14 protein-coding genes and 2 tRNA genes are annotated in these 19,908 nt (G+C 60.0%); 12 read left to right on the plus strand and 4 right to left on the minus strand.

Annotated elements, in window-relative coordinates:
* Positions 1-90: 90 nt before the first annotated feature.
* Positions 91-795 (plus strand): methyl-accepting chemotaxis protein, encoded by a 705-nt coding sequence (locus JFU57_RS33625; RefSeq protein WP_443217283.1) that lies wholly within the window; start codon positions 91-93, stop codon positions 793-795.
* Between the two features lie 61 nt (positions 796-856).
* Here the strand turns inward: JFU57_RS33625 and JFU57_RS10510 are convergent, their stop codons facing one another.
* Together JFU57_RS10510 and JFU57_RS10515 are read right to left on the minus strand one after the other, a co-directional pair.
* Positions 857-2,422: an ABC transporter permease gene (locus JFU57_RS10510; RefSeq protein ID WP_201129196.1), complete on the minus strand. Its 1,566-nt coding sequence runs from the start codon at positions 2,420-2,422 to the stop codon at positions 857-859.
* The gene (locus tag JFU57_RS10515; protein WP_078469556.1) at positions 2,422-3,435 is read right to left on the minus strand and encodes an extracellular solute-binding protein; all 1,014 of its coding nucleotides are present in this window, start codon (positions 3,433-3,435) and stop codon (positions 2,422-2,424) included. Before JFU57_RS10515 ends, JFU57_RS10510 begins: the two co-directional genes overlap by 1 nt.
* Before the next feature lie 398 nt (positions 3,436-3,833).
* Between JFU57_RS10515 and JFU57_RS10520 the strand changes: the two genes are divergently transcribed.
* The 3 genes from JFU57_RS10520 (at position 3,834) to JFU57_RS10530 (ending at position 9,421) form a co-directional block, all read left to right on the plus strand.
* Complete coding sequence (locus tag JFU57_RS10520) at positions 3,834-6,962, plus strand: TonB-dependent receptor domain-containing protein (RefSeq protein ID WP_242487439.1); 3,129 nt, start codon at positions 3,834-3,836, stop codon at positions 6,960-6,962.
* Between the two features lie 58 nt (positions 6,963-7,020).
* The gene (locus JFU57_RS10525) at positions 7,021-7,857 is read left to right on the plus strand and encodes a Slam-dependent surface lipoprotein (RefSeq protein ID WP_201129197.1); all 837 of its coding nucleotides are present in this window, start codon (positions 7,021-7,023) and stop codon (positions 7,855-7,857) included.
* A gap of 109 nt (positions 7,858-7,966) precedes the next feature.
* On the plus strand, positions 7,967-9,421 hold the full coding sequence (locus JFU57_RS10530) for a surface lipoprotein assembly modifier (protein WP_242487438.1): 1,455 nt from the start codon (positions 7,967-7,969) through the stop codon (positions 9,419-9,421).
* A gap of 72 nt (positions 9,422-9,493) precedes the next feature.
* On the opposite strand, the gene JFU57_RS10535 is transcribed toward JFU57_RS10530, so the two are convergent.
* Together JFU57_RS10535 and JFU57_RS10540 are read right to left on the minus strand one after the other, a co-directional pair.
* A tRNA-Leu gene (locus JFU57_RS10535) sits at positions 9,494-9,580 on the minus strand.
* 164 nt (positions 9,581-9,744) lie between these two features.
* Positions 9,745-9,831: transfer RNA gene (locus tag JFU57_RS10540), tRNA-Leu, on the minus strand.
* A 223-nt stretch (positions 9,832-10,054) separates the two neighbouring features.
* Here JFU57_RS10540 and rnr point away from each other — a divergent pair.
* The 8 genes from rnr to JFU57_RS10580 all read left to right on the plus strand — a co-directional run bounded on the left by rnr (position 10,055) and on the right by JFU57_RS10580 (position 19,785).
* Positions 10,055-12,679 carry a ribonuclease R gene (gene rnr / locus JFU57_RS10545; protein WP_078469559.1) on the plus strand — a complete coding sequence of 875 codons (2,625 nt, stop codon included), beginning with the start codon at positions 10,055-10,057 and terminating at the stop codon, positions 12,677-12,679.
* The gene (rlmB, locus tag JFU57_RS10550; protein ID WP_078469560.1) at positions 12,676-13,431 is read left to right on the plus strand and encodes a 23S rRNA (guanosine(2251)-2'-O)-methyltransferase RlmB; all 756 of its coding nucleotides are present in this window, start codon (positions 12,676-12,678) and stop codon (positions 13,429-13,431) included. Before rnr ends, rlmB begins: the two co-directional genes overlap by 4 nt.
* 308 nt (positions 13,432-13,739) lie before the next feature.
* Positions 13,740-14,165: a 30S ribosomal protein S6 gene (rpsF, locus tag JFU57_RS10555; protein ID WP_020299424.1), complete on the plus strand. Its 426-nt coding sequence runs from the start codon at positions 13,740-13,742 to the stop codon at positions 14,163-14,165.
* Between the two features lie 28 nt (positions 14,166-14,193).
* Positions 14,194-14,424: a 30S ribosomal protein S18 gene (gene rpsR, locus JFU57_RS10560; protein WP_002551829.1), complete on the plus strand. Its 231-nt coding sequence runs from the start codon at positions 14,194-14,196 to the stop codon at positions 14,422-14,424.
* A 36-nt stretch (positions 14,425-14,460) separates the two neighbouring features.
* Positions 14,461-15,354, plus strand: a complete 894-nt coding sequence (locus JFU57_RS10565) for a hypothetical protein (protein WP_078469561.1) — start codon at positions 14,461-14,463, stop codon at positions 15,352-15,354.
* Positions 15,355-15,373: 19 nt separating this feature from the next.
* Positions 15,374-15,820 (plus strand): 50S ribosomal protein L9, encoded by a 447-nt coding sequence (rplI, locus tag JFU57_RS10570; RefSeq protein WP_020299422.1) that lies wholly within the window; start codon positions 15,374-15,376, stop codon positions 15,818-15,820.
* A 123-nt stretch (positions 15,821-15,943) separates the two neighbouring features.
* Complete coding sequence (gene dnaB, locus JFU57_RS10575; RefSeq protein ID WP_078469562.1) at positions 15,944-17,338, plus strand: replicative DNA helicase; 1,395 nt, start codon at positions 15,944-15,946, stop codon at positions 17,336-17,338.
* A 143-nt stretch (positions 17,339-17,481) separates the two neighbouring features.
* A complete protein-coding gene (locus tag JFU57_RS10580) occupies positions 17,482-19,785 on the plus strand; it encodes a YgiQ family radical SAM protein (protein WP_043230381.1) in 2,304 nt (767 codons plus the stop codon).
* The last annotated feature ends 123 nt before the right edge of the window (positions 19,786-19,908 follow it).

The following is a 19,908-nucleotide window of genomic DNA, read 5'->3' on the forward strand; positions in this document are numbered from 1 at the left end:
GGTGCCATGAGCCTGCGCAACGCCGGCGCCGATGCGGCGGCCGAAGCCCAGCGCGATGAAGTGGCCGAGAGTCTGCGGGCACTGTCGCAAATGGCCGATGAGGCCCAGGCCGAAAGCCAGGCGATGCAGGCAGCGTTGCAGCAAGTGGTGGAGATTCGCCAGGCCACCGACGAGAACACCCGCACTTCGGCCCAGGTCGGCGGCCTGATCGAGGCGCTGGCGGGGCAGGTCGATACCGGGGCCAAGGTCATCGAGCGCCTGGCCCAGCAGAGTGAACAGATCGAGGTGGTGCTGACGGTGATCCACGGTATCGCCGAGCAGACCAACCTGCTGGCGCTGAACGCGGCCATCGAAGCCGCGCGCGCGGGCGAAACCGGCCGCGGCTTCGCGGTGGTGGCCGATGAGGTCAGGGCTCTGGCCAGCAAGACCCAGAGTTCCACCGGCGATATCCAGGCCCATATCGGCGCCCTGCAGCAAGGCGCGCGCGAGGCCGTGGCGGCCATCGGCCAAGCCGGACGCCAGGCCAGCGAGGGGTTGTTGGTGCTGCGCGACAGTGCACGGCTGCAACAGTCAGTGCAGTCTTCGGTGGAGCAGGTGCACGCCGCCATCGGACTGGCGACCAAGGCTGCGGCTCATCAGGCGCAAGGTGCGCAGGCGGTGCGCGGGCGGGTTGAGACCATTCATGCCCAGGCCGAACGCGCGGCTCAGGCGGTGGTGGAGACCACGGCCAGTGGCAAGGTCCTCGACAGTCTGGCCGCGCAGCTCAAGGCCAGCCTGGGGCAATTCCGGGCCTGACCGTCCGGCCAACCGACTCCTGCAGGGGTGTGGATAACTGCAGGAGCGGTTGCGCGCACGCTCAGCGACTCAGGTACATCCGCGTGGTCAGCAGATAGACCGGCAAGCCCGAGACCAGAATCAGCAGCGCCGCATAGGGCGCGGCCGCCGCAAACTCGACATTCGCCGTATGTGCCCAGACTTCAGTCGCCAGTGTGTTGAGCCCGGTCGGGCTGAGCAGCAGGGTGGCGGTGAGTTCTTTCATCGCATCCAGGAACACCAGGGCAAACGCGGCGCCAAGGGCTGGAAAGATGATCGGCAGCGTCACCCGGCAGAATGCACTGAACGAGGAAGCGCCGAGGGTGCGCGCGGCTTCTTCGAGTTGTGGCGCGGCCTTGTTCAATGCGGTGCGGATGGGGGCCTGGGCCAGCGGCAGAAACAGCAGTGCGTAGGCGATCAGCAGCAACGCCGAGGTCTGATACAGCGCCGGCACATAGTGCAGGGCGAAGAACACCAGCGTCAGGGCGATTACCAGGCCCGGCAAGGCATGCAGCAGATACGGCAGGCGCTCGGCCCATAGCGCCAGGCGGCCCTTGTAGCGCACCACCAGCAGCCCGACCGGTACCGCCAGCAGCAGGCACAGTGCAGCGCCGCCCAGGGACAAGGCCAGGGACGAGAGCAGGGCCTCGCTGATGGCCGCCACCGGAAAGGCCGCCGAAGAACCTACAGCCAACCAGTAGGCAAGCATGCCCAGGGGGATGCCGCTGCCGATCACCGCCAGCAACAGGCAATAGACTTGCCCGCCCCAGGCCCAGTACCCCAGTCGAACCTGTTCGGCGTGACGCGCCGCACCCTGGCCGGTGCGCACATGGCGGCCCTTGCCGCGAATCCGCAACTCCAGCCACAGCAGCATCAGGCACATCGCCAGCAGCACGGCGGAGAGCATGGCTGCGTTGGCGTTGCTGAACTCCAGCTCGAACTGTTGATAGATCGCAGTGGTGAAGGTTTGCAGGCCGATGATCGACAGCGCGCCGAACTCCACCAGCATATGCAGGGCGATCAGCAGCGAGCCGGCCAGCAGTGACGGCCAGAGCAGAGGCAAAGTGATTCTGAAGAACACTCCCAGGCGGTTTTGCCCCAGGGTGCGCGCGGACTCTTCCAGGGAAGGATCGAGATTGCGCAGGGTCGCCGCCACCGGCAGGAACACCAGCGGGTACTTGGACAGCGTCATCACCAGGATCGCCCCGCCCAGCCCTTCGAAATGAGCGCTGAGGGAGACCCAGGTAAAGCTGCTGACAAAGGCCGGCACCGCAAAGGGCAGGCACAGCACCACGCCCCATAGCCGCCGCCCTGGCAAGTCACTGCGCTCCAGCAGCCAGGCCAGCGACAAGCCGATGACCGCACAGGCCAGCGTAACGCCGACCATCAGCAGCAGGGTGTTGCGCAGCAGCCCGAACACGTAGGGGCGCCACAGCAGGTGCAGGGCTTCAGCCCAGCCGGCCTGCCAGGCCTTGAGCCCGACATAGAGCAGCGGCAGCAGGCTCAGGCCGACCAGCAGCAGCACCGGCAGCAGCAACCAGATCGACGGCCGCTTGCGACGCGGGACATAACCGGCGCGGGCAGTGCCGGCGGGCAGCGACAGGCTCATCAGTTCAGGCCAACTTCACGTTCCAGTTCCAGGGCTTCCTCGGCGTTGCCCAGGTCGGCCGGGGTGACTTTCGGTGCCTGCAGCTCGCTGAATGGCTTGAGCCCGCGATCCGACTCCAACCCCTTGCGTAGCGGGTATTCGGCGGTGGTCTGGGTGATGACCCGCTGGCCTTCTTCGCTGGCCATGTAGGCCAGGAACTGCTGGGCTTCCTTCGGATGTTTGCTCGACTTGAGCACCGCCGCGCTGGAGACCGTGATCAGGCCGCCGACGTCGCCGCCGGTGAAGTAGTGCAGTTTCGAATCCAGTTGGCCTTTCTCGCGTTGCAGGGCGAACCAGTAGTAGTTGTTCACCAGCACGGTGGCGACTTCGCCGTTTTCCACCGCTTTGAGCGCAACCATGTTGTTGCTGTAAGTCTTGCCGAAAGCGCGCAGGCCGGTCAGCCATTCTTCCGCGGCGTCCATCCCGTGCAGCTTGATAATGGCCACGGCTTGTTCCTGGAACGCGCCGCTGGTGGGCACGAAACCGACTTTGCCTTGCCATTGCGGCTGGGCGAAATCGAGCACCGACTTGGGCAGGTCTTTTTCGTCGATCAGTTTCGGGTTGAATGCCACTACGCGCACCCGAGCGGTGATGCCGATCCAGGTGCCATTGGTGGCGACGTAGTCCTTGGGCAGGACCTCCAGGGTCGCGGCATCGGTCTTGGCCAGCAGGCCTTGCTCACCCAGCTTGTTCAGCGGTGGCGACTCTTCGGTGTAGATCACGTCGGCCGGGGAGCGATCGCCTTCCTCGACGACCTGGCTGGCCAGTTGATTGCTGCTGCCCTTGCGCACATTGACGTGGATGCCGGTCTTGGCTTCAAACGCCTTGGCGATGGCGTCGCCGACCTCCTTGTGCTGACCGTTGTAGAGGGTCAGGGAAACCGGGTCGGCGGCCATGGCCTGTGATGCCCCCAGAATCAGGCCCAGCATCGAAACGGCCAGGCCGCGCAGCATCGGGTTATTGCGAATCGTCATGCGGGTACTTCCTCGCTTGCGGCTACATATCTTGAAATAATGATAAACGATATTGTTTCTCAAGTGCCTTTTTGCGGGAAATTGATAAGCAGGCTATCGGTCTTCACCGCCGCCTTTTGCGTTACGCCCCTGCATTTTACGGCTCCTGCCCCGGCCCATTCCTCCCTAGGCAATCCCCTTCTGGCCGCAGCTTTTACTCGCGCGGGCGGCCATTCAAGGGCGAATCAGCCGTTATGCAACCGGGAAAAGTTCCCGCGGCACCATCGCGCATAGGAATTACTTCGATGTGCATACAAAGCGAAGTGAGATTCATTTGCATTGGTGAGTAGTATCACTGCGTCGCCCGAGAGGGCCCGGAAACATCGTTTCGCAGTGCATGAAAACTACAGGTCCTCGCTATGTCCTTGCTTAGCCCGTCGCCTTCGCTGAACAGATTGAAGCCCCTGGCCTGTTCGATTCTGTTGGCGCTTGCCACTTTGTCTACCCAGGCCCAGGAAGCGCTTGAAAGCCCCGCCCCGCAGGCGCCGCTGAAGATGGGGGCGGTCGAGATCGAACTGCCCGCGGGGGTCGAGGAAGAAAAGCACCAGGGCACCTCGCAGAAAGGACTGGAGGTGCTGCAGGCGATCGAGGTCAAGGGCGAGTGGGAGACCAAGGACGAGATCGGCCAGAACAACGTGTTCGCCAAGGATGTATCCAACGTCTACGCCGGCAAGGATGACCTGGAGCGCTATAAGGGCGCGAGCGTGTCCGATCTGTTCAAGGGCTTGAACGGCGTGTACAGCGGCGATGCGCGCAACAGTGGCTCGCTGGACCCGAATATCCGGGGCATCCAGGGCGAAGGGCGGATCCCGGTGACCGTGGATGGCACTGAGCAGGCCACGTCAGTGTGGATGGGCTCGGCGGGCGTCGCCAACCGCAATTATGTCGACCCGAACATGATCGGCAGCATCGCGGTGGAGAAGGGCCCGTCGATGAGTTCCGGGATCAAGAGCGGCATCGGCGGCTCGGTAGAGATCAAGACCCTGGACGTCGACGACATCGTCAGGCCTGGCGAAAGCTTTGGCCTGGAGATCAAGACCGAAACCGCGACCAATTCCATCAAGCCCAATGAAAGCGGAATGAAGTCTTTCGGCCGCGACTATCGGGATATCGATGGGGCCTACGCCGGGTACGACGGCAACCTGACCTTCAGCAAGGGCGGCGGCACCGAGTTCAGTCCGCGCGGCGGCTCCCATTCCGGGAACTTCGACTTCAACGACAACGCGTTTCGCATCGCCACCGCTACGCGCCAGGACAACTTCGACCTGTTCGCGGCCTACAGCTACCGCAACAAAGGCAACTACTTCAGCGGCAAGGGCGGTAGCCAGCGCTACCAGACAAGCGACTGGCTGGCCGATGCCAAGGCCGACGCGGGAGCCAAGGACGCCCCCGGCGACGCGAACGTGCAGTCCTACGTGGCTAACCTGTTCCTGCCCGGACACGAAGTGGCCAACACCTCCAGCGAGATGCGCACCACCTTGCTCAAGGGCACCCTGTACCTGCCCGATGAGCAGAGCCTGAAGCTGTCCTATATGCACAACGAGTTGGAGTACGGGGAGAGTTCGCCGTACCTGGTCTCTTACTACGTGGGCCTGGACAAGGCGGGGGGCAACAATATCGGGTTGCAGTTCCCCTACAGCCAGGTCAAGCAAGACACCTACAACCTGAACTACAGCTGGAACCCGGACAACCCGCTGATCGACCTCAAGACTGGTCTGTGGATGACCCGCAGTGACAGCGAGCGGCATCAGAATGGCGACGACGTCTATGGCATAACCGCGGCCGATGTCGGTGGCCAGGATGTGGCCTGGGACAACTATGTGCGCTGCCAGGCAGGCGCCAACCCCAGCAGTTGCGGGACGGCCCCGGAGAAGCTGCCCAATATCAACGATCGATACACCATCTACGCCAAGGCCCTGCAACTCTCGAAGCATGACCGTTGGGGGGTGAATGTCAGCAACAAACTGCAGTTGACCGATGATCTGGCGGTAATCCTGGCCAGTGATTTCAGCCATGAAAAACTCGAGCAAAAAGACGCCTCGCAAGATCGCGCCGCGACCACCGCGACCTGGGGCAACCGGCATATGGGGCCGCGCAGTGGCAACCGCCAGCAATACAACTTCTCCTTCACCGGGGACTGGTCGCCCACCTCCTGGCTGGTCTTGAGCGCGGGCGCCCGCTACAGCGATTACAACTCGTTTGATGAGGGGTTGAAGCGTCACCGCGAAAGCCAGGACGCCAACTGGCAGGTCAACGCGCCTACCGACCGAAAGGGGTTTGAGTATCGAAGGGTGATGAGCGATGCGGAAAACCAGCAGTTCGTGGATGCCGTCAATGAAGAGTTTGTGAACGGCAATTTAACCGCGGAAGACCTTCCGTTCGTGCTCGACAAAGACAAGGTCAACGGCGTTCGTTATACGACCGAGTCGGTGGATATTCCCTTTAACGGGTTCACTCTGGATCGCTCGCAGAACCCTTTTCTCAATGGCGGGATCAACCTTCAGGAAACGGTCAATAACCCCCAGGGCGTTTCCGGGGACTATGCCCGATACCTTGTTAACCGCAGTTACACCGGTGTTGCCAAGTCGGGTGCCGAACCCGCCGATAAATGGGCTTTGCCGAAAAAACGCAAGGACAGTGCGTGGGCACCCATGGCGGGGGCGACCGTTTTCCTGACGGAGCATGCACGGGTCTACCTGCGCTACACCGAGTTCGTCCGCTTCCCCTCCATTTATGAAGATACCCAGGCCGCTTCGGGGTTTGGCGGCACCGGTGTGTCAAACAATGCGATGCGCCCCGAGCACTCGTATAACTGGGAAGTGGGGTATGCCCACGACTTGAGAAGTTATTTTGAAGAGTGGCGGCATGCGGACTTCAAGATCAACTACTACAACAACACCATTCGCGATTATGTTGACCGCGATTACAACTTCAATATCGTTCAGTATGACAAGAAAGTGTATTCGGGTATTGAGCTGCAAACCCGGTTCGATACGGGTAAGTACTTCACCAACTTCTCCGCGAGTTATCGCCTGCAACAAAAGCTCTGCGACAAGGATTATGCCGCCACCCTTGATCCCTATTACAACAACGCGATCTCTACCTGCGTCACAGCCGGGTTCCCTACGACCTTTGCCCGCAGCAGCCTGCAGCCCGACTATTCGCTGAACCTGGACAGCGGCCTGCGCCTGTTCAATGAAAGCCTGGAATTGGGCGGGCGCATGATTTACCACAGCAGTGCAGTCAATAAGGATGAAGAAGACTGGATTCGTAATGGCGTGATGTATGTCGACGGGTTCAATCGACCTCTTAATTGGCACCCGATCTGGGTCTTCGATACTTACGCCAGTTATCACGTGAATAAAAATGTCGATGTCGATTTTGGCATTAATAACCTGACCAATCGTTATTACCTCGACCCTTTGGCTCGAGTCATGATGCCGGCGCCGGGGCGCACCATGAAACTTGGTTTGACCGCCCGTTTCTGATTTTTTGCTGTTTTTAGTTAAAAACAGTGGTTTTTATCATTTTAACTTGGAGGTTGTTATGAAAAAACTGTTTGTGTTTAGCGCGCTGGCATTGGTGACGTCGGGTAGTTTTGCTGCCCCTGTCACGGGTGGCTCTTCGAGCGCTTATGTACAGGTCGGACAATCTAACTTGCAAGGCATTGGGGAAGTTGGGATTGCCATGCCGACTGCCGTCGGCGGGACTGCCGATACCAGCAAGATTGTCAGCTTCAAAAGCGGCCCGATTGCCCAGACCAATGCCTTGATCGCAACACCAGGCACGGCCTCTGCGCATATTGTGATGAATGGCAACAAGATCTCGGAAACCTGGAAGTCTTCGGTTGTCTATGGCACTCAAGTCTATTCCTATCGGCAGATCTCCGACCCACTGCCAAACTTCCCACAGTTTGGCGGTGAAGTGATCGCCAAGGTCTCCGGTGCCGAAGTGTATTTCGGCGAATGGGCTCCGCGTAAAACCGGTGTGCAGCCGGATAACAGTACGGATCTCAATTTGACTCACGCCAACCGTACGGTGTTCTTCGCTGGCGAAAACCCAACGACCAGCATGCCGACGCTGGTCAATGCCAAGTACGACGTTGTCGGGATCAAGAAGTTTGATCCGGGGGCGCCGAATGTTTCGACGGGCACTCTGACTGCCAACTACGGTGGTGGCAGCGGCACCCTGGCGGGTTCTATTGCCGGTGGTGCGGGCACGGTTAACTTCGCGGGCACCAACATTGCCTCCAATGGCTCGTTCCAGAACACCAGCGGCCTTATCAAGGGCCAGTTCTATGGTGCAGGTGCTGAGGCATTGGCGGGTATCTACAACAACGGCATCTCATCCAGCAGCGTTGCCTTTGGTGGCAAAAAACAATAACTGAGCCTGGCATCAGAAAAGGGAGAGTCGATCTCTCCCTTTTTTAATCATTGTCTATTCGCTGGATCTGACCCACATGTCGATGTGCTTGCCTGTGCGGCTTGTCTTAATGCTTGCATTCACTCTATTTGCCGGTGCCGCAGGGGCCGATGAAGACGATACCCGGCGACTGTTGAACAAGATTGACCGAACAGTGAACGAGCGTGAGCGCTCGCATTTGATCGATATTGATCCGGCCACGGATGACTCGTCACTGATTACCATCGAGGGGCGCACGTACAACGTGCAGAACACTCTGGAGGATCTGGGGCCTGCCATCTATGTCACGCTGAATTTGCAGCAATGGCCCAAGGTGCGCCAGTTCGTCGAGCGCTACCGGCAACTACCGGGTCATGAAGAGAAAGTGGTGCTGATGGCCGAAGGCATGCTGGCCCTGCAGGAAAAGCGCTACGGCCGGGCCATCGCCCATCTTCGAGCCGCAGTGGCTATGGACCCGGCTTTTGTGCGGGCCAAGCTGGAGCTGGCCCGGGCATTGTTCGAGGACAACCAGTCGCGTGAAGCCAAGGTGCTGTTTGATGAAGTGGCGGCGAGTGCGGTTCCTGAGCAGGTCATTCCAGTGCTTGAGGGTTATCAGGGGGCCTTGCAGGAGCGGCGCAGCTGGCATGGGTCGGTTGCGCTGGGCGCCGGCTACAACAGCAACGTCAACCAGGCCAACGGCATGACGACCCATACGGACGTGTGTGATTTCTTTGGCTGCTACCGTTTCAGTCGCAAGATGCCCGAGCCCATCAAGTCCTCCAGCCTGGTGTACGACGCCGTGGCCGAGCGGCGCTTTCAGATCGATGGGCATCATCATGTGCTGGTTCGCGGACTCAGCTATGGCAACTACTACCATCGGCACAAGGAAGACGAGCCCGAGACCTATTACGACGAAAACACCAGTGTGATTTATGCCGGCTACAACTACCTGAGCGCGTTGAATGATGTCTCGGTGTCGCCACTGTTCGAAAGCTACTACGGCGATCGGCACAACAAGTATCAAGCCAGCGGCCTGCGCCTGGAGTGGAAGCACACCCTGACCGAGCGGCTGCAACTGAGCCTCCAGGGGCAGCAGAAGCACTTTCGTTTCCAGGGTGAGGAGCGGGACTACTTCGAGAACTACGACGAGCGCCTGGTGGGCGGCTCGGCGTCTTACCTGTTGGGCGGTCAAACCCTGGTGTACGGCGGCTTGACCTATACCCGTCGGACCCAGCCGCAGGAGTCGGCCAGTAACAAGGAATACATGGCGAGCCTTGGGCTGTATCGAATGTTCGATGTGGGGCTGAACCTCAATGCGACGGCGCTGTACCGGCGCACGCGGTATGACGAGCCGGATTACTTTCTCGGCGGGCTGCGCGAGGATCGTCAGCAGATCTATATCGCCAACCTGGCCATGCCACGCTTTAAAGTGGCGGGTGTGGTGCCCAACCTTTACGTCAAGCGCACCCTCAATGCGAGCACCATCGATTGGGCTTATCAATATCGCCAGACGGAAGTGGCGCTGAAGCTGGAGAAGAGTTTTTGATGGGGGAGGGGTGTGTAGCGCGTACAGGAGGCCAGAAACGAAAAAACCCGCTTTCGCGGGTTTAATCTGAATTGGTGCCCAGAAGAAGACTCGAACTTCCACGACCTTGCGGTCACCAGCACCTGAAGCTGGCGTGTCTACCAATTTCACCATCTGGGCAGTATCGACATCGTTGCCGTGTCGATGGAGCGCACTATACGGAGCGTGATTTGATCTGTAAACCCCTGTTTTGGTTTTAATAAATCAAATACTTAGAATGCAAAAACCCGCTTTCGCGGGTTTTTGTGTGAGCCTTGAGATTGATCTACTCTCAAGCTCGAAATTGGTGCCCAGAAGAAGACTCGAACTTCCACGACCTTGCGGTCACCAGCACCTGAAGCTGGCGTGTCTACCAATTTCACCATCTGGGCAGTATCAACGACGTCGCCGTGTTGATGGCGCGCACTATACGGACCACTTTTTAAGCTGTAAACCCCTGTTTTGAAAAATACCCAAAAAATTGTGTAAGCCATGCTGCTAAGAGGTTTCCGAGGCGTTTCACGGATCTTTCGCGCGTTGTCTGAGCCTGAAATTTCCCGTTTCAATACGCGTATGCCAAACTAACCCGCATATAGACAAGGTGAAATTTATCTAATGGCCGATTGGCAGTCCCTCGATCCCGAGGCCGCTCGTGAAGCGGAAAAATACGAAAACCCTATTCCTAGCCGCGAACTGATCCTGCAGCACCTTGCTGACCGGGGTTCGCCTGCTAGCCGCGAGCAGTTGGTAGAGGAGTTCGGTCTGACCACAGAAGACCAGCTCGAAGCCCTGCGCCGCCGCCTGCGCGCCATGGAGCGCGATGCTCAACTGATTTACACCCGTCGTGGCACCTATGCCCCGGTGGACAAGCTCGACCTGATCCTGGGCCGCATCAGCGGTCACCGCGATGGATTCGGCTTCCTGGTGCCGGACGACGGCAGTGACGACCTGTTCATGAGCCCAGGGCAAATGCGCCTGGTGTTCGATGGCGACCGCGCCCTGGCACGTGTTTCCGGCCTGGACCGTCGTGGTCGCCGTGAAGGTGTGATCGTTGAAGTGGTATCCCGTGCCCACGAGACCATCGTCGGCCGTTACTTCGAAGAGGGCGGCATCGGCTTTGTCGTGGCCGATAATCCGAAGATCCAGCAAGAAGTGCTGGTGACCCCGGGTCGCAACGCCAACGCCAAGGTCGGTCAGTTCGTCGAGGTGAAGATCACTCACTGGCCGACGCCGCGCTTCCAGCCGCAGGGCGATGTGGTCGAAGTGGTGGGCAACTACATGGCGCCGGGCATGGAGATCGATGTCGCGCTGCGTACCTACGACATCCCTCACGTCTGGCCGGAGGCCGTCCTCAAGGAAGCCGCCAAGCTCAAGCCGGAAGTCGAAGAAAAAGACAAAGAGAAGCGCATCGACCTGCGTCATCTGCCGTTCGTCACCATTGACGGCGAAGATGCGCGGGACTTCGATGACGCGGTGTATTGCGAAGCCAAGCCTGGCAAGTTGCGCCTGTTCTCCGGCGGCTGGAAGTTGTTCGTCGCGATTGCCGACGTTTCCAGCTACGTGAAGATCGGTTCGGCCCTGGACAACGAAGCCCAGGTGCGCGGCAACTCGGTGTACTTCCCCGAGCGCGTGATCCCGATGCTGCCTGAGCAGCTGTCCAACGGCTTGTGCTCGCTGAACCCGAAAGTCGACCGCTTGGCCATGGTGTGCGAGATGACCATCTCGAAAACCGGCGAAATGACCGACTACCAGTTCTACGAAGCGGTGATTCACTCCCAGGCCCGCCTGACCTACAACAAGGTCAGCACCATCCTGGAGCAGCCGAAAACCAGCGAAGCCAAAACCCTGCGCGGTGAGTACGGCCATGTCGTGCCGCACCTCAAGCAGCTCTACGCACTGTACAAGGTGCTGTTGGGCGCTCGGCATGTGCGCGGCGCGATCGATTTTGAAACTCAGGAAACCCGGATTGTCTTCGGTTCCGAGCGCAAGATCGCCGCGATCACCCCGACCACGCGCAACGACGCTCACAAGCTGATCGAGGAATGCATGCTGGCGGCCAACGTGGCCACCGCTGAATTCCTGAAGAAGCATGAGATCCCTGCGTTGTACCGAGTACACGACGGCCCGCCGCCGGAGCGTCTGGAGAAGTTGCGCGCGTTCCTCGGCGAGCTCGGCCTGTCCCTGCACAAAGGCAAGGACGGCCCGACGCCGAAGGACTACCAGGCACTGTTGGCCAGCATCAAGGACCGTCCGGATTACCACGTGATCCAGACCGTGATGCTGCGCTCCCTGAGCCAGGCGGTGTACAGCGCCGATAACCAGGGCCACTTCGGCCTGAATTACGAGGCGTACACCCACTTCACCTCGCCGATTCGCCGTTACCCGGACCTGCTCACGCACCGGGCGATCCGCAGCGTGATCCATTCCAAGCAGAACACCCCGCACGTCAAGCGCGCCGGTGCCATGACCATTCCGAAGGCGCGGATCTATCCGTACGACGAAGCGGCCCTGGAGCAACTGGGCGAGCAGTGCTCCATGAGCGAGCGGCGTGCCGACGAAGCCACCCGCGACGTCGTGAACTGGCTCAAGTGCGAGTTCATGAAAGACCGCGTGGGCGAGTCGTTCCCGGGCGTGATCACCGCGGTGACTGGCTTTGGTCTGTTCGTCGAGCTGACTGACATCTACGTCGAAGGCCTGGTGCATGTCACCGCCTTGCCGGGTGACTACTACCACTTCGATCCTGTGCATCACCGCCTGGCGGGCGAGCGCACCGGTCGCAGCTTCCGTCTGGGCGATACCGTGGAAGTACAGGTCATGCGCGTCGACTTGGACGAGCGCAAGATCGACTTCGGCATGCCGGACAAGCCTGTTGAGCCGACTGGCCGTAAAAAACGTGGCAACGAAACCGCAGCACCGGCCGCGAAAGGTAAAGGTGCTCCTGCGAAAGCAGCGGCCGCCGAGCCTGCGCCAGCCAAGGCGGGTCGTCGTTCGTCTGCCAAGGACAAGGCCCCCGAAGCCTACCGCCCAAGCGATGCCGCGGCAAAAAACGCCGAAGTACGCAAGAGTCGTGAGTTGAAGCAGCAGTTGCTCAGCGAAGCCAAAAGCGGTGGTAAAGCGGCGTCTGGGGGAAAGTCCCAGGGCGCAGAAAAGAAGCCGAGCAAACACCGTAAAGGCCCGCCGAAAGCGGGTTCGGCCCCCGCGAAAAGCGGCGGGTCGCGCAAACCTAAGGCCAAGTCATGAGTCTGGAAAAAATCTACGGCGTACACGCCGTAGAAGCATTGCTGCGTCACCATCCGAAACGCGTCAAGCAGGTGTGGTTGGCAGAAGGCCGCAGTGAGCCGCGCGTTCAAGCGCTGGTCGAGCTGGCCAACCAAAACAAAGTGGCGATCGGCCAAGCCGAGCGTCGTGAGATGGACGTCTGGGTCGAAGGCGTTCACCAGGGCGTGGTTGCGGACGTAAGCCCGAGCCAGGTCTGGGGCGAGGCGATGCTCGATGAGCTGCTCGATCGTACCGAAGGCGCACCGCTGTTGCTGGTGCTCGACGGCGTGACCGATCCGCACAACCTGGGCGCCTGCCTGCGCTCGGCCGATGCTGCCGGTGCGCTGGCGGTGATCGTGCCTAAAGACAAGTCGGCGACCTTGACGCCTGTGGTGCGTAAAGTCGCCTGCGGTGCGGCGGAAGTGATTCCGCTGGTGGCCGTGACCAACCTGGCGCGCACCCTGGAGAAGCTCCAGCAGCGTGGCCTGTGGATCGTGGGCACGGCGGGGGAGGCCGAGGTCAGCATTTATGACCAGGACCTGACCGGCCCAACCATCCTGATCATGGGGGCTGAAGGCAAGGGCATGCGTCGCCTGACTCGCGAGCATTGCGACTACCTGGTGCACCTGCCGATGGCCGGTAGCGTCAGCAGCCTCAACGTTTCAGTCGCAACGGGTGTCTGCCTGTTCGAAGCCCAGCGCCAGCGTGGCGCCAAGGCCAAAGCCAAGAAGTAACCAAGTTTGGCGCAGGTCAAAGTGTGGGAGGGGGCTTGCTCCCGGATACGGTGTGTCAGCCAGTGCATTGGTTAACTGGCATACCGCTTTCGGAAGTACGCCCCCTCCCACATTTGTTTTTGTGGTGTATGGGGGATTGTTCAAATAATCACCAATCACCTTGCGCCCTTTCTCCCCCTTCTCTACAATTGCGCCCCTTGCCTTCCTGGCAGGCACGCATGTGCCTCCCTGGGGCAAGATCCATAAGTGTCATTCACTCCTTGTCTGACCGTTTTTGAGCGGCAGGCTACAACCCGTAAGGAGCATTCATGCGTCATTACGAAATCATCTTTTTGGTCCACCCGGATCAAAGCGAGCAAGTCGGCGGCATGGTTGAGCGTTACACCAAGCTGATCGAAGAAGACGGCGGCAAAATCCACCGTCTGGAAGATTGGGGCCGTCGTCAACTGGCCTACGCAATCAACAATGTTCACAAGGCTCACTACGTGATGCTGAACGTTGAGTGCACTGGCAAGGCCCTGGCCGAGCTGGAAGACAACTTCCGCTACAACGATGCAGTGATCCGTAACCTGGTCATCCGTCGCGAAGAAGCCGTTACCGGCCAATCCGAGATGCTCAAGGCTGAAGAAAACCGCAGTGAGCGCCGTGAGCGTCGTGACCGTCCTGAGCATTCTGACAGCGCCGATGGCGATGACAGCGATAACAGCGACGCCAGCGATAACGCTGACGAGTAATCCACGGACCTTTTGAGGAGCCAATTACATGGCACGTTTCTTCCGTCGTCGTAAATTCTGCCGCTTCACCGCTGAAGACGTGAAAGAGATCGATTACAAAGATCTCAACACTCTGAAAGCCTACGTATCCGAGACCGGCAAAATCGTTCCAAGCCGCATCACCGGTACCAAAGCTCGTTATCAGCGTCAGCTGGCCACCGCTATCAAGCGCGCCCGCTTCCTGGCCCTGCTGGCCTACACCGACAGCCACGGCCGCTGAGACCGGGCAGTCGACAAGTAGTAAGGGATTGAATGCATGCGCGCCTTAGCTGAGTTCATCATGCGCGGTCGTGTGCAGGCCACTCTGGTAGTGGCTGGATGTGCGGCATTGCCGTTGTTGTATTGGTTGGGTGCTGCTGCGGGAAGCCTTGTGCTCCTGCGGCGCGGATTGAAGGACGCCGTTGGTGTCCTCGCCCTGGGACTGCTGCCAGCGTTGATCTGGTGGTTTTATTCCGCTGATCCCCGCGCGCTTTTAGTGATGCTGGGGTCTTCGGGCCTTGCGTTGGTTTTACGCGCAAGCGAGTCCTGGAACCGTGTGCTGCTGGTCAGCATAGCGCTGGGCCTGGTGTTTGCTGGAGTGCTGGGTGTGACTTTCCGCCCCCAGATCGAGATGCTCTCGCAGGAGTTGGTAAAAATCCTGCCGTTGGCCCTCGGTGATCTCTACCAGCAATTATCGGTTGAAGAGCGAGCTCGTCTCGCCTCGCTGATAGCACCGGTCCTGACCGGCCTGATTGCGGCCTTGTTGCAGATCGTCAGTGTGCTGAGCCTGATTGTTGGGCGCTACTGGCAGGCGTTGTTGTACAACCCTGGAGGTTTTGGTCGCGAGTTTCGCGCTATCAGAATCCCGCTGGGGCCGGCGATGTTGCTGCTGGCGTGCATGCTTCTGGGACCGAATTTCGGCCCGCAGATGGCGATGTTGACGCCGTTGTGCAGCGTACCGCTGGTGTTCGCCGGGCTGGCCCTGATTCATGGGCTGGTGGCTGAGAAGCGGCTGGCCAGATTCTGGCTGGTGGGGTTGTACGTAACGCTGCTGCTGTTCATGCAACTGATCTATCCGTTGCTGGTGGTCTTGGCCATCGTCGACAGCCTGATTGATTTTCGCGGTCGTTTGGCGCCGAAAGACGCCGATAACGCGAACGGTGAAGGTTAAAAGTTAAGAGGATTTTCACATGCAACTGATCCTTCTGGAAAAAGTCGCCAACCTGGGCAACCTGGGCGACAAAGTGAACGTTAAGGCTGGTTACGGCCGTAACTACCTGCTGCCTTACGGCAAAGCTACCGCTGCGACCGCTGCCAACCTGGCTGCGTTCGAAGAGCGTCGTGCTGAGCTGGAAAAACTGGCTGCAGACCGTAAAGCATCGGCTGAAAGCCGCGCTGCCCAACTGGCTGAGCTGGAAGTGACTATCACTGCCACCGCCGGTGACGAAGGCAAGCTGTTCGGTTCGATCGGTACTCACGACATCGCTGATGCACTGACCGCCTCTGGCGTTGAAGTTGCAAAAAGCGAAGTTCGTCTGCCGAACGGCACCATCCGCAACGTAGGCGAATTCGACGTAGCCGTGCACCTGCACGCCGAAGTTGAAGCCACCGTACGCGTTGTCGTGGTAGCAGCTTAAGCAGCACTTGTCGGCTGGCACCCCCGGGTGCTTGTCGGTAACATCGGGCACGATCCTGTTTACAGGTCGTGCCCTTTGTCTTTCTGCACCCTGTGTTTTTTACTCCCCTGATTCCAAGTGGCCATGAACGATATCTCCGCTCCCGAGCAATACGATCTGCAAACCGCTGCCCTGAAGGTGCCGCCGCATTCCATCGAGGCCGAGCAGGCCGTGCTCGGTGGTCTGATGCTGGACAACAACGCCTGGGAACGCGTGCTCGATCAAGTATCGGATGGCGATTTCTATCGACATGACCACCGCCTGATCTTCCGTGCGATCGCCAAGCTGGCCGATCAGAACATGCCGATCGACGTGGTGACCCTGTCCGAGCAATTGGACAAGGAAGGCCAGACCTCGCAAGTGGGTGGCCTCGGCTATCTGGGCGAGCTGGCGAAAAATACCCCGTCGGTGGCCAACATCAAGGCCTATGCGGCGATCGTGCGCGAGCGTGCGACCCTTCGCCAACTGATCGGCATCAGCACCGAAATCGCCGACAGCGCCTTCAACCCCGAAGGGCGCACCGCCGCCGAGATCCTCGACGAGGCCGAGCGGCAGATCTTCCAGATCGCCGAGGCCCGGCCGAAAACCGGCGGCCCGGTCAGCGTCAATGACCTGCTGACCAAGGCCATCGACCGCATCGACACCCTGTTCAACACCGACAACGCGATTACCGGCCTGTCCACCGGCTACACCGACCTCGACGAGAAGACCAGCGGCCTGCAACCGTCCGACTTGATCATCGTCGCCGGCCGTCCATCCATGGGTAAAACCACCTTTGCGATGAACCTGGTGGAAAACGCCGTACTGCGCAGTGACAAGTGTGTACTGGTCTACTCCCTGGAGATGCCAGGCGAATCGCTGATCATGCGTATGTTGTCGTCCCTGGGGCGGATCGATCAAACCAAGGTCCGGGCCGGCCGCCTGGACGACGACGATTGGCCGCGCCTGACTTCGGCGGTCAACCTGCTCAATGATCGCAAGTTGTTCATCGACGATACGGCCGGTATCAGCCCCTCGGAAATGCGTGCGCGGACCCGACGCCTGGTGCGTGAGCACGGCGAAGTCGCGCTGATCATGATCGACTACCTGCAGTTGATGCAGATCCCGGGTTCGGGCGGCGATAACCGGACCAACGAGATTTCGGAAATCTCTCGCTCCCTGAAAGCCCTGGCCAAAGAGTTCAACTGCCCGGTGGTGGCGCTGTCGCAGCTCAACCGCTCCCTGGAGCAACGCCCGAACAAGCGCCCGATCAACTCCGACTTGCGGGAATCCGGAGCCATCGAGCAGGATGCCGACGTCATCATGTTCGTGTACCGGGACGAGGTGTACCACCCGGAAACCGAGCACAAGGGCATCGCCGAGATCATTATCGGCAAGCAGCGGAACGGTCCGATCGGTACCTCGCGACTGGCGTTTATCGGCAAGTACACCCGCTTCGAAAACCTGGCCCCAGGCAGCTACAACTTCGACGACGAGTAAGCCCGCCGGAGCATCAGGCTCCCGGCGGCAGGTCCCAAGCCCGGCGCTGATATTTCCGACCGTTGCAGTCGGAATTGGTCATTTTTTGTGCTATATTCCGCGCCCGCGAAATTCAATGAAAGCCAACACCGGTTATCGACATGATGCAAGCAGCCAAGCCTCTCTTTGACTATCCCAAGTACTGGGCCGAATGTTTCGGGCCAGCGCCGTTCCTGCCGATGAGCAGGGAGGAGATGGATCAGCTCGGCTGGGATTCATGCGACATCATCATCGTGACCGGTGATGCCTATGTCGATCACCCGTCGTTCGGCATGGCGATCATCGGCCGGCTGCTGGAGTCCCAGGGCTTTCGCGTCGGGATCATTGCCCAGCCGAACTGGCAGTCCAAAGACGATTTCATGAAGCTCGGCGAGCCGAACCTGTTCTTCGGCGTCGCGGCCGGCAACATGGATTCGATGATCAACCGCTACACCGCCGATAAAAAGATCCGTTCCGATGACGCCTACACCCCAGGTGGCATGGCTGGCAAACGTCCGGATCGCGCCAGCCTGGTCTACAGCCAGCGCTGCAAGGAAGCCTACAAGAATGTGCCGATCGTCCTCGGCGGCATCGAAGCGTCCCTGCGCCGTATCGCCCACTACGACTATTGGCAGGACCGCGTACGCAACTCGATCCTGATCGACGCCTGTGCCGATATCCTGCTGTACGGCAACGCTGAGCGGGCGATTGTCGAAGTTGCCCAGCGCCTGTCCTACGGTCACAAGATCGAAGACATCACCGACGTGCGTGGCACCGCGTTCATCCGTCGCGATACACCGAAAGACTGGTACGAAGTCGACTCCACGCGCATCGACCGTCCGGGCAAGGTCGACAAGATCATCAACCCCTACGTGAATACGCAGGACACCCAGGCTTGCGCCATCGAGCAAGAGAAAGGGCCGGTTGAAGACCCCAACGAAGCCAAGGTGGTGCAGATCCTGGCCAGCCCGCGGATGACCCGGGACAAGACAGTGATTCGCCTGCCGTCGGTGGAAAAGGTCCGTGGCGACGCGGTGCTGTATGCCCACGCCAACCGCGTGCTGCACCTGGAAACCAACCCGGGCAACGCCCGCGCGCTGGTGCAGAAGCATGGTGAAGTGGACGTCTGGTTCAACCCGCCGCCCATTCCCATGACCACCGAAGAAATGGACTACGTGTTCGGCATGCCCTATGCGCGCGTCCCGCACCCGGCGTACGGCAAGGAAAAAATTCCGGCCTACGACATGATCCGCTTCTCGGTGAACATCATGCGTGGCTGCTTCGGCGGCTGTACCTTCTGCTCGATCACCGAGCACGAGGGGCGGATCATCCAGAACCGTTCCGAAGAGTCGATCATTCGCGAGATCGAAGAGATTCGCGACAAGGTCCCAGGCTTTACCGGCGTGATCTCCGACCTCGGCGGCCCGACCGCGAACATGTACCGCATTGCCTGCAAGAGCCCGGAAATCGAATCCGCGTGCCGCAAGCCGTCCTGCGTGTTCCCGGGTATCTGCCCGAACCTGAATACCGACCACTCGTCGCTGATCCAGCTGTATCGCAGCGCCCGTGCCTTGCCGGGTGTGAAGAAGATCCTGATCGCTTCCGGCCTGCGCTACGACCTGGCGGTCGAGTCGCCGGAATACGTCAAAGAGCTGGTGACCCACCACGTTGGCGGCTACCTGAAGATCGCCCCGGAACACACCGAGGAAGGTCCGCTCAACCAGATGATGAAGCCGGGCATCGGCAGCTATGACAAGTTCAAGCGCATGTTCGAGAAGTACACCAAGGAAGCCGGGAAAGAGCAGTACCTGATTCCATACTTCATCGCTGCGCACCCTGGTACCACCGACGAAGACATGATGAACCTGGCCCTGTGGCTCAAGGGCAACGGCTTCCGTGCCGACCAGGTGCAGGCGTTCTACCCGTCGCCGATGGCCACCGCCACCGCCATGTACCACTCGGGCAAGAACCCGCTGCGCAAGGTGACCTACAAGAGCGACGCGGTGACCATCGTCAAGAGCGAGGAGCAGCGTCGCCTGCACAAGGCGTTCTTGCGTTATCACGACCCGAAAGGCTGGCCGATGCTGCGTGAAGCCTTGACCCGCATGGGCCGCGCCGACCTGATCGGGCCGGGCAAGAACCAGTTGATCCCGTTGCACCAGCCGGCCACCGACAGCTACCAGAGCGCCCGTCGCAAGAACTCGACGCCGGCTGGCAGCCACAAAGTGGCCGGCGAGAAGACCACCAAGATCCTGACCCAGCACACCGGCCTGCCACCACGGGCCAGCGATGGCGGCAACTCGTGGGACAAACGCGAGCAGGCCAAGGCGGCGGCTTTCGCCCGCAACCAGCAGGCGGCCAAGGAACGCAAGGATGCGGCCAAGGGCAAGGGCCCCAAGCCCGCGCGTAAACCGGTCGTACCGCGTTAAGCGCAACGCCAGCCTCAGGGCTGGCGTTTTGCATTCCGGCGAAACATTTTGCCGCGCTGCCGGTCTTAAAAGTCCTGCCGGCTTTGTTAAGGTGGCGCCAGCCTGCACCGCCGACGTGCCCGA

This window comes from Pseudomonas sp. TH07, from assembly GCF_016651285.1.
Lineage (GTDB): Bacteria > Pseudomonadota > Gammaproteobacteria > Pseudomonadales > Pseudomonadaceae > Aquipseudomonas.

Coding starts and splice junctions, on each gene's coding strand:
- JFU57_RS10520 (WP_242487439.1), top strand. CDS start 3,834: ATGTCCTTGCTTAGCCCGTCGCCTTCGCTGAACAGATTGAAGCCCCTG.
- JFU57_RS33625 (WP_443217283.1), top strand. CDS start 91: ATGGCCGATGAGGCCCAGGCCGAAAGCCAGGCGATGCAGGCAGCGTTG.
- rnr (WP_078469559.1), top strand. CDS start 10,055: ATGGCCGATTGGCAGTCCCTCGATCCCGAGGCCGCTCGTGAAGCGGAA.
- rplI (WP_020299422.1), top strand. CDS start 15,374: ATGCAACTGATCCTTCTGGAAAAAGTCGCCAACCTGGGCAACCTGGGC.
- JFU57_RS10525 (WP_201129197.1), top strand. CDS start 7,021: ATGAAAAAACTGTTTGTGTTTAGCGCGCTGGCATTGGTGACGTCGGGT.
- rlmB (WP_078469560.1), top strand. CDS start 12,676: ATGAGTCTGGAAAAAATCTACGGCGTACACGCCGTAGAAGCATTGCTG.
- JFU57_RS10565 (WP_078469561.1), top strand. CDS start 14,461: ATGCGCGCCTTAGCTGAGTTCATCATGCGCGGTCGTGTGCAGGCCACT.
- JFU57_RS10580 (WP_043230381.1), top strand. CDS start 17,482: ATGCAAGCAGCCAAGCCTCTCTTTGACTATCCCAAGTACTGGGCCGAA.
- rpsR (WP_002551829.1), top strand. CDS start 14,194: ATGGCACGTTTCTTCCGTCGTCGTAAATTCTGCCGCTTCACCGCTGAA.
- rpsF (WP_020299424.1), top strand. CDS start 13,740: ATGCGTCATTACGAAATCATCTTTTTGGTCCACCCGGATCAAAGCGAG.
- JFU57_RS10510 (WP_201129196.1), bottom strand. CDS start 2,422: ATGAGCCTGTCGCTGCCCGCCGGCACTGCCCGCGCCGGTTATGTCCCG.
- JFU57_RS10530 (WP_242487438.1), top strand. CDS start 7,967: ATGCTTGCATTCACTCTATTTGCCGGTGCCGCAGGGGCCGATGAAGAC.
- dnaB (WP_078469562.1), top strand. CDS start 15,944: ATGAACGATATCTCCGCTCCCGAGCAATACGATCTGCAAACCGCTGCC.
- JFU57_RS10515 (WP_078469556.1), bottom strand. CDS start 3,435: ATGACGATTCGCAATAACCCGATGCTGCGCGGCCTGGCCGTTTCGATG.